Raw genomic sequence first — 15,842 nt, forward strand, 5'->3', positions numbered from 1 at the left:
GGCTCAGAACCTCTCGGGGTCGAGCAACGCGATCAGCAGGTACACCGCAAGTGCCGCGGAGACCACGATCAACATCACGCTCTCGATTCCGGCGGCGGTCATGCGGATCGACCGAGTCGAAGAACGGTGAACACCAGCGCAGCGAAACCTGCTGCCGCGGTGAGTAGGTAGGCCAGGTCAGCCATGGATGCAATCCTCGTGAAACGGCGACGACCTGCCGGCGGATGCTCGGCAGCTACGCCAGCGTCCACCCCCTACGCGCCCATCTCGGCCTTACTGACGCTCTGTTGACGCTGCGAGCAGGCGCTTTGATGCGATCTTTACGCCACGCACCGGAATCATCCCCGCCGAACCCTCGGCGCCGGCTGACACTTCGGACAGCTGAAGGACGACCGATTCATGAACTTCTCGCGGCGGATGGGAGCGCCGCAGCGAGGGCACGGGAGTCCCTCCTGGCCGTATGCGGCCAGTGACCGGTCGAAGTACCCCGACTGACCGTTCACGTTGACGTACAGCGCGTCGAACGAGGTGCCGCCCTGCGCCAGTGCCTCCCCCATGACAGCGTGCGCGTTGTTCAGCAACCTGCGCAGCGCCGGGCGAGTCAGTGAATCGGTGAGTCGATTGCCGTGGATCTTGCTGCGCCACAACGACTCGTCGGCGTAGATGTTGCCCACGCCCGACACGACGGTCTGATCGAGGAGCGCGCGCTTGATCTCGGTGTGCTTTCCCCGCATCGCCGTCACCACGGACTCCGCGTCGAACTGGGGGTCGAGTGGGTCGCGGGCGATGTGCGCCACGGGAACCGGGACCCGGGAGCCGTCGAGCTCCACGAGGTCGGCGACGGCCCACCCGCCGAACGTCCGCTGATCGACGAATCGCAGATCCGTGCCGCTGCCCAGTCGGGCGCGGATGCGGAGATGCTTCTCGTCGGGTGCGTCCGCGGGCTGGACGAGCATCTGCCCGCTCATGCCCAGGTGCACCACGATCGACTCGAGCGAGCCGGTCGCGTCGTCGTTCGCGGCGACCACGAGCCAGAGGTACTTGCCACGGCGCTCGGCGGACACGACGGTGGTGCCGGCCAGTCGCGACTGGAGATCGAGACTTCCCTCGAGATGCCGTCGAGCGGCACGCGGATGCAGGACCTCGATGTCGACGAGGGTCTCCCCCACGACGTGCGACGCGAGTCCGCGTCGCACCACCTCGACCTCGGGAAGTTCAGGCATTCCGGTCGGACGACATCTCCGGGGTCGGGCCGGCGATCAGCGCTGCGGAGGCCGATTCACTGAGAGCGTTCCAGGCCGCGCTGGCGGCGCGCTGCTCGGCTTCCTTCTTCGAGCGCCCCACGCCCTGCCCGTGCGGCGATCCGCCGACGAGCACGGTGGCCGTGAACTCCTTGTCGTGGTCCGGTCCCGTCGCGGTGATCTCGTACGCGGGAACACCGAGACCCTTCTCGGCCGTGAGCTCCTGCAGGCTGGTCTTCCAGTCGAGGCCGGCACCGAGACGCGGTCCACGCTCGAGCAACGCGTCGAACAGACGCAGCACCACCTCGCGTGCGACGTCGATGCCGTGCTCGACGTGGATGGCGCCGAGAAGCGATTCCATGCCGTCCGCGAGGATCGACGGCTTGTCGCGCCCACCGGTCATCTCCTCGCCCTTGCCCAGAAGCAGGTGCGCACCGAGTCCGCCGTCACCCAGTTGGCGAGCCACCTCGGCGAGCGCGTGCATGTTGACCACGCTCGCGCGGATCTTGGCCAGCTCGCCCTCCGACTTGTCGGGGTGGGCGCTGTACAGCTGCTCGGTGATGCTCAGACCCAGAACGGAATCTCCGAGGAACTCGAGGCGTTCGTTCGTGGGCAGCCCACCGTTCTCGTACGCGTACGAGCGGTGGGTGAGAGCGTGGACGAGCAGGTCGTGGTCCAGAGACACGCCAAGAGCGGCGAGAAGCGATGCATGATCGTCCTCGCCGCTCCGGTCTGTCGCTGGCGACTGTGAGGTCACCGTCAGACTGCCGCGGTGACCTGGCGACCCTTGTAGGTGCCGCAGTTCGGGCACACCGTGTGGGGCAGGGTCTTCTCGCCGCACCCGCGGTTGGGGCAGGTGATGAGGGTGGGTGCAGTGGTCTTCCACTGGCTGCGTCGCGATCGGGTGTTGGACCGCGACATCTTGCGCTTCGGAACAGCCACTTCTACTTCTCCTCGTACTCGTTCGGTGCAATGTCGTGCTGGTGAAGCACGGGTCGTGCAGGCGCAGGGTGCGCCGGCCGACTAGGTCTGGTCGGTGTCGGTCTGCAGCTTCGCCGCGAGACCGGCCCAGCGAGGATCAATTGTCTCATGCGCATGACCCGGTTCCGCAATCGACAGGCGGATGCCGCACTCCGGGCACAGTCCCTGGCAGTCCTCGGTGCACAGGGGTCGCAGCGGCAGGGTGAGCCCCGCCACGTCCACGATCAGTGGTTCGAGATCGATCGCGTCGTCCTCGACCCGGTAGAGATCGTCCTCGTCCGTGGTGGCCTCGGTGACGCTGTTCGGGTACGCGTACAGCTCCGTGAGGTGGAGCTGCACGTGTGACGTGAACGGCTCGAGGCACCGCGAGCACTCACCGACGGTGTCGGCGTCGACCGTGCCGCTGACGAGCACACCCTCGGACACGGACTCGAACCGGAGATCGAGATCGATGTCGGCCCCCTCCTGGATCGCGATCAGGTCCAGACCGATGCGCGACGGGGAGGGAACGGTGCGAGCGACCGGCATCATCGACCCTGCGCGGCGACCCAGACGACGGGTGTCCACCACCAGCCCCGAGACGGGTTCGGCGGAGTGGCGACGAGCAGCGGGAGACAACGAACGATCCTTTCACGGGCGGTGCGGGCAACCACTCCACGATACGGGAGCGTCAGGTCAGCGCCAAATCACACCAGCCCTCCCTGCGAGGAGGGATCTGCATGGAGGTCAGTAGCGCGAGCGGCCCTCACCACGCGAGTCGGCGAAATCGGTGTCGTAACTCGGAACGCCACTGCCGGTGCGGAGCTGCTGCCGTCCCCGACCGACGGACCGCAACGTGCCGGAGAGGATCTCCTCGAACTCCGCGAACTTCGTGTCGACGTAGAGGTCGCATTCGGTACGCAGACGATCCGACTCGGCGTGCGCCGCGTCGATGACCCGAGCGGACTCCGCGTGCGCGGACTGCACCACCTCGGTCTGCGAGACCAGGCGCTCCTGCTCGGCGAGACCGTCGGCGACGGAACGCTCGTAGGCCGCCTTGCCGGCGTCGATCGAGCGAGCGGACTCGACGCGGCCGCGCTCGGTCAGCGTCTCGTACTCGTGCTCCGCGTCCGCGATGGTGGCGTCGGCGCGCGCGGTGGCGTCGGCGACGAGGCTCTCGGCGTGCGCGGTGGCCTCGGCGACCATCCGGTCGGCGTGGGCCTTCGCGTCGGCCAGGAGTCGATCGGCCTCGTCCCGCGCGTTCTCCACCGTGCTGGTGGCTTCCGCGTCGGCCGACGAGATCGTCTTCTCGGCACCGGTCCGTGCGTCGGACACCAGCTTGTCGCGGTGGTCCAGCACGTCCTGCGCGTCGTCGAGCTCACCCGGAATGGCGTCTCGGACGTCGTCCAGCAGCTCCAGCACATCACCACGCGGGACGACGCATCCCGCGGTCATCGGGACGCCGCGCGCCTCCTCGACGATCGCGACGAGCTCGTCGAGCGCCTCGAATACCCGGTACACCGTGCTCGGCCCTCACTTCGATCGACAGTCTCTGACTTCGGCGACCGCACCCGTCGGGCGCGATCTCCGGTGTCAGTGTGCCCGGTGCGCGCACCGGTCCGCACGATTGTCCCTCGGTGTGTCGCCGTCCGGCCCGGTCAGGAGCGCTCGGCGAGCCGGGCCAGCAGACGGTCGTGCACGGCGGCCGGAACCATCGTCGTGACGTCTCCGCCCAGTCGCGCGATCTCCTTGATGAGCGAGCTCGACAGGCTGCTGTGCACCGGGTCGGTTCCGAGGAACACCGTGTCCACGCCGGTGAGGCGCCGGTTCATCTGCGCCATCTGCACCTCGTAGTCGAAATCGGCGGCGTTGCGCAGACCCTTGACGATGGCGGTGGCCCCGGACTCCGACGCGAAGTCGACGAGCAACCCCTGCCACGTCGCGACGCGCACACCCTGCAGATGAGTGGTGGCCTGCGCCAGCATCTCGACCCGTTCGTCGACGGTGAAGAGTCCACTCTTGTTGGGGTTCACCACCACCGTGACGATGACCTCGTCGAATTGCGTTGCGACGCGCGAGATCACGTCGAGATGACCGTTGTGGATCGGATCGAAGGATCCCGGGACCAGGGCGCGGCTCATGGTGGGTGAACGTATCAGCTTCCCTGTGCGGGGTGCTCGATCTGCGCAACCTCGAACCGGGCCATGTCGATGCGAGCCTCGCCGTAGCGCTTGGCCTTCAATTCGACGAGCCCAGCGGGCCACAGCGTCGCGGGCGAGCGCGAGGACCGCTCGACGACCACGAGGGCGTCCTCGGCGAGCCATTCGCCCTCGACGAGTCGGTCCAACACCGAGGACACGGCGCCGTCCGACACGGAGTACGGAGGATCGGCGAGCACGAGGTCGTAGCGGCGCTCCGGTGTCCCGCCGACGACGGCCGCGACGGGCGCGGTACGCACCTGCGCTCCCGGCAGTCCCACGGACTCGATGTTCCGGGCGACCACGGCCGCCGCGCGCGCGTCGTTCTCGACGAGGAGGACGTGCTCGGCTCCGCGCGAGAGCGCTTCGAGGCCGAGAGCGCCCGATCCCGCGTACAGGTCCAGCACCGACGCACCGTCGAGGTACATCCGGCTCTCGAGCGCACTGAAGAGCGCCTCTCGGACCCGGTCCGCGGTGGGTCTGGTGCCGCGGGACGGCACGACGAGCGAACGCCCGCCGGCCGTCCCGGCCACGATCCTGGTCACTGCGAGAACCCTGTCAGGAGCGGTCGGTGGTGTCGCCGACGGCGATGACGCAGATCAGGTCCCCGCCCTCGACCTGCGCGACACCGGACAGAGCCAGACGGGTGACGGTGCCCGCCCGCGGCGCGGTGACGGCTGCTTCCATCTTCATCGCCTCGATCGTCGCGACGGTCTCCCCCGCCGACACCGACTGCCCCACCTCCGCGGTCAACGTCACCACACCCGCGAACGGCGCCGCCAGATGTGACGGATCGTCCCGGTCCGCCTTCTCCGTCGTCGGCGCATCCGCCGAGATCGACCTGTCCCGCACCGACACCGGCCGCAACTGTCCGTTGAGGATGCACATCACCGTCCGCATCCCCGCCTCGTCCGGCTCCGAGATCGCCTCCAACCCGATCAGCAGATCCACACCCTTCTCCAGGCGCACCCGATGCTCGTCGCCCTGACGCAACCCGTAGAAGAACTGATTCGCCGACAACCCCGAGGTGTCCCCGTACTTCTCCCGGTGCTCCGCCAACTCCTTCGCCGGCCCCGGGAACAACAGATGATTGAGACGATCACGCCGCTCCGCCGACGTGCCGGAGAGCAGCACCTCGTCCTGCGTCGTCAACGTCGCCTCCCCACGCCCGGCGCCGCGCCCCGCCAACGCGGTGGTGCGGAACGGCTCCGGCCACCCACCGGCCGGGGTGCCCAGATCGCCACGCAGGAACCCGATCACCGAATCGGGAATATCGAACTTCCCCGGATCCGCCGCGAAGTCCTCCATCGACACCCCCGCACCGACCAGGTGCAACGCCAGATCGCCCACCACCTTCGACGACGGCGTCACCTTGATCAGCCGGCCCAACAACCGGTCCGCGTCCGCGTACGCCTTCTCCACGTCCTCGAACCGGTCCCCCAGACCCAACGCGATGGCCTGCTGACGCAGATTGGACAGCTGCCCACCCGGAATCTCGTGCGTGTAGACCCGCCCGGTCGGAGCGGGGAGCCCGGACTCGAACGGGGCGTACACCTTTCGGATCGCCTCCCAGTACGGCTCCAGATCGCACACCGCCGCCAGATCCAACCCGGTGTCCCGCTCGGTGTGCGCCGCCGCCGCCACGATCGCCGACAACGCCGGCTGACTGGTCGTGCCCGCCATCGACGCCGACGCCCCGTCCACAGCATCCGCGCCGGCCTGCCACGCCGCCAGGTACGTCGCCAACTGACCACCCGGGGTGTCGTGGGTGTGCACGTGCACCGGCAGGTCGAAATTCTTGCGCAGCGCCGTCACCAACGTCGTCGCCGCCGGCGCACGCAGAAGCCCCGCCATGTCCTTGATCGCCAACACGTGCGCGCCGGCGTCGACGATCTGCTCCGCCAACCGCAGGTAGTAGTCCAGGGTGTAGAGCTTCTCGTCCGGATTCGACAGGTCACCGGTGTACGACATCGCCACCTCGGCGATCGTCGTGCCGGTCTCGCGGACGGCGTCGATCGCCGGGCGCATCTGATCGACGTTGTTCAGCGCGTCGAAGATGCGGAAGATGTCCACACCCGTCGCCGCCGCTTCCTCGACGAACGCTGTCGTCACCCGCTCCGGGTAGGGGGTGTAGCCGACGGTGTTACGCCCGCGCAGCAACATCTGCAGGGCGATGTTCGGCACCGCCTCCCGCAGCGCCGCCAAACGCTCCCACGGATCCTCGTGCAGGAACCGCAGCGCCACGTCGTACGTCGCACCGCCCCAACACTCGATCGACAACAGTTCGGGTGTGGTCCGCGCGACGTAGGGGGCGACCATCAGCAGTCCCGAGGTCCGCACGCGCGTGGCCAACAACGACTGGTGGGCGTCGCGGAACGTGGTGTCGGTGACGCCCAACGCCTTTCGCTGACGCAGGTCGCGGGCGAAGCCTTCGGGACCGAGCTCGAGCAGCCGCTGCCGAGACCCGTCGCGCGGCGCGACGGACAGATCGATGTCCGGCAGCTTGTCCTGTGGGTAGACCGTGCTCGGACGCTCGCCGTGCGGCTTGTTCACCGTCACGTCCGCGAGGTAGGTCAGGATCTTGGTACCGCGATCGCCGGACGACCGCGCCGTCAACAGCTCGGGTCGCTCCTCGATGAACGACGTCGTGACGTTGCCCGCACGGAAGTCCTCGTCCTGCAGAAGTCCCTGCAGGAAGCCGATGTTCGTCGAGACACCGCGGATACGGAACTCCGCCAACGCCCGCCGCGACCGCGCCACCGCGTCCTCGAACGTGCGACCACGGCAGGTGAGCTTCACCAGCATCGAGTCGAAGTACGCCGACACCTCCGCACCCAACGTCGTCCCGCCGTCGAGACGGATGCCCGCACCGCCCGGGGTCCGATACGCGGTGATACGGCCGGTGTCCGGGCGGAACCCGTTCGCCGGGTCCTCCGTCGTGATGCGGCACTGCATCGCCGCACCCCGGATCCGGATGTCCTCCTGCCGCAACCCCAGATCCTCGAGTGACTCCCCCGAGGCGATCCGCAACTGCGACTGCACCAGGTCGACATCGGTGATCTCCTCGGTCACCGTGTGCTCGACCTGGATCCGCGGATTCATCTCGATGAACACATGGTTACCGTCCCGGTCCACCAGGAACTCCACCGTGCCCGCACACGAGTACCCGATCTTCCGCGCGAACGCCACAGCGTCACTGCACAACCGGGCACGAAGCTCGTCCGAGATGTTCGGCGCCGGCGCCAGCTCCACCACCTTCTGGTGACGGCGCTGCACCGAGCAGTCACGCTCGAAGAGATGGATCACATCGCCGTGGGTGTCCGCGAGAATCTGCACCTCGATGTGGCGCGGCTCGACCACCGCCTGCTCCAGGAACACCGTCGCATCACCGAACGCCGACTCCGCCTCCCGCGCCGCCGCCTCGATCGCCGCACGCAACCCCGACGGCTCCGCAACCCGCCGCATCCCGCGGCCACCACCGCCCGCGACCGCTTTGACGAACACCGGGAACGTCATCGACTCCGACGCCGCCACCAACGCATCGACGTCCGTCGACGGCTCCGACGACGCCAACACCGGCAACCCGGCATCCTTCGCCGCCGCGATCGCCCGCGCCTTGTTCCCCGTCAGCTCCAACACCTCCGCCGACGGACCCACGAACGTGATCCCCGCCGCCGCACACGCCGCCGCCAACTCCGGATTCTCCGACAAGAACCCGTACCCCGGATAGATCGCGTCCGCACCCGCACGCACCGCCGCGTCGACGATCAGATCCACCGACAGGTAGTTGCGCACCGGATGCCCCGGCTCACCGATCTCGTACGCCTCGTCGGCCTTCGTCCGATGCACCGAATTGCGGTCCTCGAACGGGAACACCGCCACCGTCTGCGCCTCGAGTTCGTACGCCGCACGGAACGCACGGATCGCGATCTCGCCGCGATTTGCCACCAGCACCTTGGAGAACATTCCGGTCAACCTACCTTCAGTACGGGCGAGACGGAGCTATGACTTGTCCAGATATGAGACATGTGCGGAACGCAGCGAGCAGCCGTCGTGGTGCCGGGACAGTAGCGCCGATCACGTCCACGCCGCTCGCATCTCCTATGCAGAAATGTCGGCGGAGAGATTCGCGGCGGCCCACGTCATGTGTTCCGCCACCGAGGCGCTGGCAGCCGCGCCGTCGCCCGATCCGATCGCCTCGACGATGCGGCGGTGTCGGTCGGTGTCCATGTTCCCGACCGCGCGAGACTTGCCGGCCCACATGATGGACATGCGGATCGAACCCTCGAGGGACGTCCACGAGTGCACCAGGGTCTCGTTGCCGGTGAGCCGGCAGAGCAGTCGGTGGAAACTGAGATCGGACTCGATCCGGGCTTCGAGATCACCGTCACCGGCGGCGTCCATCAGGTCGAGCGCGCTCGACAGGCCGGCGACCGACTCCTGCCGGTCGTCTCGCTCCGCGAGCAGTGCGGCAGCGGTGGACTCGAGCGCGGCGCGCACGACGAAGATGTCCCTGATCTCCTTGTCGTCCAGATGCCGCACGTACAGCCGACCCCGAGCGCCGATGACGGCGAGCCCCTCCTGCTGAAGCTGCCGCAGGGCCTCGCGCAACGTGCCTCGGCTGATCTGCAGGCGCTCCGACAACTCCGTCTCCACCAGCGCGGAACTCGGACGCAGCTCGCCACTGGTGATGGCCCGACGCAGCGCGTCGAGAGCCTGATCGCGCAGATTCGTCTTCTGCAACCCCAGGAGCGTGGCGGGCTGTGCGGCCATGGAGACCTCCTCGAAACGGTGATGTCGACAGCTGCCGGTCGACAGTGATCTCAGGGTAACGGCCGCCCGTGTCGATCCGGCACTGCTCACCGCAACGCCGCGAGAACACGCTCCTCGATGCGGTCGGTGGACAACCCGTAACGATCGTGGAGCGTGGGGAGTGCGCCGGCGGCCAGGAACTCGTCGGGCAGCGCGATGGGAGTCACCTGACGCACCGTGCCGGACTCGACGCACGCCGAGGCGACCGTCTCGAAGAGCCCACCGATGCGGGTGTGGTTCTCGAGGGTGAATGCGGCCCGGTCGGTCGAGAGTTCGCGCAGGACGGTCTCCGCGTCGAACGGTTTGATCGTCGCCACGTGCACGACCGACACGTCCACCCTGTGCTTCGCGAGTCGCTCGGCGGCCTGGAGCGCACGCATGGTCATCAGACCGGACGACACCAGCACGACGTCGTTGCCCGGTCGAATGACCTTGGCCTTGCCCAGTTCGAAGGTGTAGTCGTACTCGTCGAGTACCGACGCGACCTTCCCGCGGAGCAACCGGAGGTAGGTCGGGCCCGGAGTCGCGGCGAGCTGGGGAACGGCCTGCTCGATGTCCACGGCATCGCACGGGTCGACGATGGTGAGGTTCGGCATTCCGCGGAAGATCGCCATGTCCTCGGTCGCCTGGTGACTCGGCCCGTAGCCGGTGGTGAGGCCCGGGAGTCCCCCGACGATGTTGACGTTCAGATTCGGCTCGGCCGCGTCGAGGCACAGGAAGTCGTACGCGCGGCGCGCCGCGAAGACCGAGTAGGTGGACGCGAAAGGAACCAGGCCGGTCTCCGCCATGCCCGCCGCGGCGCCGAACAGCAATTGCTCCGCCATCCCCATCTGGAAGAAACGGTCGGGGAAGGCCTGCGCGAAGATGTGCATGTCGGTGTACTTCGCCAGGTCGGCACTGAGGCCGACGATGCGCGAATCCTGTTCCGCTGCACGGACGAGCGCGTGTCCGAACGGGGCCGCCGTGGTGCGCTGACCCTCGTCGACGAACGAGGCGATCATCGCCGACGTCTTGAGCTTGGGGGCGGATGCGGTGGTCATGAGTGGTCTCCCTCGTGAAATTCTGCGTCGTGGAAGCGAGCGGTGAGCTGATCCCGGCACACGCTCCACTCGTCCTCGTCGATACGCAAGAAGTGCGCCTTCTCGCGGGTCTCGAGCATGGGTACGCCGAACCCGATCCGCGTGTCGCACACGACGACCGACGGGGTGCCGGTCGGCGACGTCCGCGTCGCGATGTCGTCCAGGGCGTCCAGCAACGCGCCCGCATCGTTGCCGTCGACACGGTGGACGGACCATCCCGCGGCCGCCCACTTGTCCTGCACCGGTTCGATGCCCAGGACTCCCGCGGTGGGCCCGTCGGCCTGCAGTGCGTTCATGTCGACGAGTGCGACGAGGTTGCCCAGTCGGTGATGAGCGGCTCCCATCGCGGCCTCCCACGTGGAGCCCTCGTCCAGTTCCCCGTCCGACAGGAAGTTGAACACGAGTGACGGCGACCCCTGGTGACGCAGTCCCAGAGCCATTCCCACCGCCACCGGCAGTCCGTGTCCCAGCGAGCCCCCGCTGATCTCCATCCCGGGCGTGTAGGACGCCATTCCGGACATGGGGAGCCGCGAATCGTCGGAGCCGTAAGTCTCGAGTTCGGAGACGCTCACCGTGCCCGCTTCCGCGAGCGCCGCGTAGAGCCCGATGGCGTAGTGACCGGTCGAGAGCAGGAAGCGGTCCCGCTCCGCCCAGTGCGGATCCGCCGGGCGGTAGCGCAGCCGTCCGCTGTAGACGGCGGCGAACATGTCCGCCGCTCCCAGTGCCTGACCCACGTATCCCTGACCCTGCGCTTCGCCCATGTCGAGGACGTGATGGCGCATGGCGTAGGCGAATCGCTCCGCGGCGCGGATCCGTGTCGTGCGGTCGGTGGTGATGCTGTCGGTGACGGTCACAGCGATTCCTTTCGAGAGGTGGCGGTCGCGACGAGGTTCTCGTCGAGCTCGGCCTGGAGTGCGAGTCGTCGTTCGGTGGGGCCCCACGTCTCACGGGTGGACAGGGCGGCGAGGAGACCGATCAGCGCGTAGACGCTGAAGAGGACTGCCGGCCCCATCCAGCCGTAGGAGACGAAGAGCAGCGTGGTGATGAACGGTGTGAAGCCGGAGACCATGGCCGAGATCTGGTAGGCCAGTGAGGCTCCGGACGCTCGGCGACTCGCCGTGAAGAGTTCGGGGAACCACGCGCCCTGCGCACCGGCGAGCGCGTTCTGGCACACGGTGTAGGCCAGGACGAAGGTGACGGCGACGAGGATGAAGGTGCCCGTGTTGACGAGGAGGAACATCGGGATTCCGAACAACACCCCGAAGGCACACACTCCGATGTAGACGGGTCGGCGGCCCATCCTGTCCGTCAGAGTCGCCCAACCGACGGTCGCGACGATGCCCAGCGCCGACGCGATGCAGAGAGCGGTCAGGGTCTCGGACTTCGTCGCCAGTTCCTCGTTGTGCAGGTACGAGATCATGTAGGTGATGGACACGGCGTAGCCGGCGGTCTCGGCGATGCGCAGTCCGATACCCCGCAGGATGTTGCGCCAGTCCTGCTTCACGGACTCGACGATCGGCGCACGCTGGACCTGGCCGGACTCCTTGACCTCGTCGAACACCGGGGACTCCGGGACCTTGGATCGAATGATCAGCCCGACGACGACGAGGACGATGCTGGCGAGGAACGGAACGCGCCAGGCCCAGTCGCCGCCGAGGTGCACGCTGAACAGGAACACCAGGTTCGCGAGCAGGAGACCCACCGGGAATCCCGCCTGCACGATGCCGGTGAACGCGCCCTTGCGCCGCCACGGGGCGTGTTCGTAGCTCATCAGAATCGCTCCGCCCCACTCGGCACCGAACGCCAGTCCCTGGACGATGCGGACGATGACCAGCAGCACGGGCGCGACGACGCCGACCTGGGCGTAGGTGGGCAACAGACCGATGACGAACGTCGCGAGTCCCATCACGATGAGCGACGCCACCAGAACGGGCTTGCGCCCGACACGATCACCGAGGTGGCCGCCGATGATGCCTCCGATCGGGCGTGCCGCGAAGCCGACGCCGAGCGTGGCGAAGGCGGCCAGGGTGCCGGCCACCGAACTCTGGCCCGGGAAGAACGCCGTTCCGAAGTAGAGCGCCGCGGCGGTGCCGAAACCGATGAAGTCGTACGTCTCGATCACCGCGCCGACGGACGACCCCACGGCGACACGCTTGGCGTCGGGTGTGCCGTGGACCTGCCCGCGCATGGCCAGAGTCTCGCTGCTCATGACTACCCCTTTTCGAGGTGTTGGAGGTGTGAGGAAAGGGTGACGGATGCCGTCATCGATTACGAGTGTGACCCACCGCACGTTCACTGTCAACAGTCAACTGTTGGTGTTCAACAGTTGACTGAACCGCAGTTCGGGTCTTACTGTGTGCTGCATCACGACGAGCCTTCGCAGGCGGCCGACACCGGCCGTCGCCCCTCTCGAACCGTGACACCAGCCTCGACAGCCGTTCCCCCACACCCGTATCGGAGATCACCATGTTCGACACTCTGGCCCGACCGGCCACCGTCAGCCGTACCGCCGTCGTCACGGGAGCTGCCTCGGAACGGGGCCTCGGCCGCGCGACCGCGGCGTTGTACGCCGAGCAGGGCTGGGCAGTCGTCGTCCTCGATATCGACGGGGAGGCCTCGGCCAAGGTCGCCGCGGACATCGCGAATGCGTACGGCGTCCGGGCCTTCGGTCACGAGGTCGACGTGGCGGACGAGTCGTCGGTGGAGCGAGCTCGTGCGGCCGTGGCCGCCGAGGTCGAGTCGGGATCGCTCCCCACCGTGGGCGCCCTGGCGAACATCGCCGGCATCACGTCACCGGTGCCGTTTCTCGAGACCACGCTGGACCTGTGGAACAAGGTGATGGCGGTCAACGCGACCGGCACCTACCTCGTCACGAAGGCCTTCCTCCCCGCGATGATCGATGCCGGGTGGGGACGCGTGGTCAACATGTCGTCGGTGTCGGCTCAACGCGGCGGCGGCGTGTTCGGCAAGGTGCCCTACTCCTCGGCGAAAGCGGCGGTTCTCGGTTTCACCAAGGCGCTGGCCCGCGAGATCGGACACACCGGGGTCACGGTGAATGCTGTCACTCCGGGCGCCGCGGACACCGCCATCCGGGTGGGGAGCACGCCCGAGCAGGAGCAGGCGATCGCCGACGGCATCCCGGTGGGACGCGTCGCCACTGCTCGTGAGGTCGCCGCGATCATCACGTTCCTGTCGTCGGAGGACGCGTCCTACCTGACGGGCACCACATTGGACATCAACGGGGGAAGCCACATGCACTGACCGGGTCGGGCGTTCACGCCTTGTCGAGGAAGTCCACCCTGGTCGCGTCCACGGCGGATCGCATCATCGCCGCGAGACCGGGGTGCTCCACGAGCCCCGGGTCCCGATCGACGACGTCGCGGGCGAAGGTCTGGGCCGCGGTGATGATGTCGAGGTGATCGAGGAGTGACAACAGTCGCAGGGTCGTCGTGGTGCCCGACTGCGCTGCGCCCAGCACGTCACCCTCCCGGCGTTGCCGTAGATCGAGAACGGCGAGCTCGAACCCGTCGGTCGTCGCCGCGACGGCGTCGAGCCTCGCGTAGGTGGGGGTGCCCGGTGCGAGCTCGGTGAGCAGGATGCACAGACCCTGGTGGCCGCCACGACCGATGCGGCCACGAAGCTGATGCAGCTGACTCACGCCGAACCGGTCGGCGTCCACGATGACCATGACCGTGGCGTTGGGGACGTCGACACCGACCTCCACCACGGTGGTGCAGACGAGGACGTCGATGTCGCCGTCGTTGAACGCGGACATCACCTCGTCCTTCTCCTCCGTGGGCAGCCGCCCGTGCAGCAACCCGACGCGCAGGTTCGCCAGAGCGCCGGCGCGGAGCGACTCGTACACATCGACCGCCGACGCGGTGTCCGGAGTGTCCTTGCCGAGATCCTCGGGCTTCTCGTCGCCGATCCGCGAACACACCACGTAGGCCTGGCGGCCGGCGGCCACCTCCTCGGAGATCCGGCTCCACGCTCGCTCGACCCAGGCAGGTCTGTGCTGGGCGGGAACGACCGAGGTGCGGATGGGCGCGCGTCCGCGGGGAAGCTCACGCAGGGTGGACGTCTCGAGATCGCCCAGCGTGGTCATGGCGATCGTCCGCGGAATGGGCGTGGCCGTCATGACCAGCAGGTGCGGGCTGACGCCCTCTCTCGCCTTCGCGCGCAACGCGTCCCGCTGCTCGACTCCGAAGCGGTGCTGCTCGTCGACCACCACCATCCCGAGGTCGAAGAACGACACCGTGCTCTGGATGAGTGCGTGAGTGCCGATGACGATGCCTGCGTCTCCGGTCACGATCGACAACAGCGCGGCACGTTTCGCGGCCGTCGACATCGATCCGGTCAGCAGCACCACTCGGGTGGCGCGGTCGGGCGCACCCAGTTCCCCGGCCGTCGCGAGCGCCCCGAGTTGCCGCGTGATCGACCGGTGGTGCTGTGTGGCGAGCACCTCGGTGGGTGCCAGCAACGCGCACTGCAGTCCCGCGTCCACCACCTGCAGCATGGCGCGCAGAGCGACGATCGTCTTGCCCGATCCCACCTCACCCTGCAGGAGCCGGCTCATCGGCCGAGTGCGGGACAGGTCGCTCTCGATCTCCTCGGCGACCTCCTTCTGCCCGTCGGTCAGCTCGAACGGCAGCACCTCGTCGAAAGCGGCGGCGACACCGTCGGCCACGCGCGCGCAGGCCGGCGCCGTGCGCACCGCCACCGAGTGGCGCCGTTCGGCGAGCACCAACTGCAACGCCGTCGCCTCGTCGAAGCGCAGACGGTAGCGCGCGTTCTCGATGTCGTCCTCGGACTCCGGAAAGTGCACGACCCGCAGTGCGTCGTCGAGGCTCATCAGCGCGTGCTCGGCGCGCACCGTCTCGGGCAGCGGATCCTCGACGCGATCGAGCTGGTCCAGGACCTGACGCACGCAGCGCAGGAAGGTCCAGCTCTCGACCTCCCGCGTCGCCGCGTACATGGGAAGGAACGGAAGCGACAGCATGGACATGTTCACCGCACCGGAACTGTCCGTGGCGCCGCGAGCCATGCCGGCGAGCTCGCCACCGCCGTGCGGGCGCCCCACCAGGTCGTCCTCGTCGCCCTCGAGCATCAGGTAACCGGGGTGGTTCAGCGACCAGGACGTCCGGAACCACTTGACCGTGCCCGAGAACATCGCGCGCGACCCCACCGTGATGTTGTGACGCACCTTGTGACCGTTGAAGAAGGTGGCGGAGACGTTCTGACCGTCGCACGTGAGCACGACCTTGAGCATGTGGCCCTTGCGCGCCTTCATGGGCACGAGGTCCGCCTTGGACACCGTCCCCACGACGGTGATGCGTTCACCGTCGTCCGGGTCCTTGCGGGCCAGCTCCTGACCCTGTGTCACGTAGCGGAAGGGGTAGTGACGCAGCAGGTCCTCGACCGTGACGAGACCGAACGCCGTCTCGAGCGGATCGGCGGCCCTGCGACCCAGTACGTGGTCGAGCCGGTCACCGAGCTGAACCACCGCGCTGCTCCCGTCCTGATGCTGCCGCCATCTGTGCGACCATTCCACC

At 67.9% G+C, this 15,842-nt stretch carries 15 protein-coding genes; 1 reads left to right on the forward strand and 14 read right to left on the reverse strand.

Annotation, left to right across the window (positions count from 1 at the left end):
• Positions 1 to 3 precede the first annotated feature (3 nt).
• The 13 genes from kdpF to OG947_RS02880 form a co-directional block, all read right to left on the reverse strand.
• Positions 4 to 102 carry a K(+)-transporting ATPase subunit F gene (gene kdpF / locus OG947_RS02820; RefSeq protein ID WP_222630725.1) on the reverse strand — a complete coding sequence of 33 codons (99 nt, stop codon included), beginning with the start codon at positions 100 to 102 and terminating at the stop codon, positions 4 to 6.
• Between the two features lie 236 nt (positions 103 to 338).
• Entirely contained in the window at positions 339 to 1,223 is an 885-nt protein-coding gene (gene mutM / locus OG947_RS02825; RefSeq protein WP_328813070.1) for a bifunctional DNA-formamidopyrimidine glycosylase/DNA-(apurinic or apyrimidinic site) lyase, read from the reverse strand.
• Positions 1,216 to 1,998, reverse strand: coding sequence for a ribonuclease III (rnc, locus tag OG947_RS02830; RefSeq protein ID WP_027504977.1), 783 nt, complete (start codon positions 1,996 to 1,998; stop codon positions 1,216 to 1,218). The genes mutM and rnc overlap by 8 nt, the downstream gene beginning before the upstream one ends.
• A gap of 2 nt (positions 1,999 to 2,000) precedes the next feature.
• Positions 2,001 to 2,183: a 50S ribosomal protein L32 gene (rpmF, locus tag OG947_RS02835; protein ID WP_027504976.1), complete on the reverse strand. Its 183-nt coding sequence runs from the start codon at positions 2,181 to 2,183 to the stop codon at positions 2,001 to 2,003.
• Positions 2,184 to 2,264: 81 nt separating this feature from the next.
• Positions 2,265 to 2,753: a YceD family protein gene (locus OG947_RS02840; protein ID WP_081821208.1), complete on the reverse strand. Its 489-nt coding sequence runs from the start codon at positions 2,751 to 2,753 to the stop codon at positions 2,265 to 2,267.
• A 195-nt stretch (positions 2,754 to 2,948) separates the two neighbouring features.
• The gene (locus OG947_RS02845; RefSeq protein ID WP_285185224.1) at positions 2,949 to 3,722 is read right to left on the reverse strand and encodes a DivIVA domain-containing protein; all 774 of its coding nucleotides are present in this window, start codon (positions 3,720 to 3,722) and stop codon (positions 2,949 to 2,951) included.
• A 137-nt stretch (positions 3,723 to 3,859) separates the two neighbouring features.
• Positions 3,860 to 4,342 carry a pantetheine-phosphate adenylyltransferase gene (gene coaD, locus OG947_RS02850; RefSeq protein WP_027504973.1) on the reverse strand — a complete coding sequence of 161 codons (483 nt, stop codon included), beginning with the start codon at positions 4,340 to 4,342 and terminating at the stop codon, positions 3,860 to 3,862.
• A 14-nt stretch (positions 4,343 to 4,356) separates the two neighbouring features.
• Positions 4,357 to 4,944, reverse strand: coding sequence for a 16S rRNA (guanine(966)-N(2))-methyltransferase RsmD (gene rsmD, locus OG947_RS02855; protein ID WP_056445096.1), 588 nt, complete (start codon positions 4,942 to 4,944; stop codon positions 4,357 to 4,359).
• Positions 4,945 to 4,957: 13 nt separating this feature from the next.
• The gene (locus OG947_RS02860) at positions 4,958 to 8,365 is read right to left on the reverse strand and encodes a pyruvate carboxylase (RefSeq protein WP_222637742.1); all 3,408 of its coding nucleotides are present in this window, start codon (positions 8,363 to 8,365) and stop codon (positions 4,958 to 4,960) included.
• A gap of 135 nt (positions 8,366 to 8,500) precedes the next feature.
• A complete protein-coding gene (locus OG947_RS02865) occupies positions 8,501 to 9,172 on the reverse strand; it encodes a GntR family transcriptional regulator (RefSeq protein ID WP_027506987.1) in 672 nt (223 codons plus the stop codon).
• Positions 9,173 to 9,258: 86 nt separating this feature from the next.
• Positions 9,259 to 10,251, reverse strand: coding sequence for a transketolase family protein (locus OG947_RS02870; RefSeq protein WP_027506988.1), 993 nt, complete (start codon positions 10,249 to 10,251; stop codon positions 9,259 to 9,261).
• Positions 10,248 to 11,150, reverse strand: coding sequence for a transketolase (locus tag OG947_RS02875; RefSeq protein ID WP_442973115.1), 903 nt, complete (start codon positions 11,148 to 11,150; stop codon positions 10,248 to 10,250). Before OG947_RS02875 ends, OG947_RS02870 begins: the two co-directional genes overlap by 4 nt.
• Positions 11,141 to 12,499: an MFS transporter gene (locus OG947_RS02880; RefSeq protein WP_056445436.1), complete on the reverse strand. Its 1,359-nt coding sequence runs from the start codon at positions 12,497 to 12,499 to the stop codon at positions 11,141 to 11,143. The genes OG947_RS02875 and OG947_RS02880 overlap by 10 nt, the downstream gene beginning before the upstream one ends.
• Before the next feature lie 257 nt (positions 12,500 to 12,756).
• On the opposite strand from OG947_RS02880, the gene OG947_RS02885 reads away from it, so the two are divergent.
• Entirely contained in the window at positions 12,757 to 13,551 is a 795-nt protein-coding gene (locus tag OG947_RS02885; protein ID WP_328813072.1) for an SDR family NAD(P)-dependent oxidoreductase, read from the forward strand.
• 13 nt (positions 13,552 to 13,564) lie between these two features.
• On the opposite strand, the gene recG is transcribed toward OG947_RS02885, so the two are convergent.
• A complete protein-coding gene (gene recG, locus OG947_RS02890; RefSeq protein ID WP_222637746.1) occupies positions 13,565 to 15,793 on the reverse strand; it encodes an ATP-dependent DNA helicase RecG in 2,229 nt (742 codons plus the stop codon).
• Positions 15,794 to 15,842: the final 49 nt, after the last annotated feature.

The organism is Rhodococcus sp. NBC_00297 (genome assembly GCF_036173065.1).
Lineage (GTDB): Bacteria > Actinomycetota > Actinomycetes > Mycobacteriales > Mycobacteriaceae > Rhodococcoides.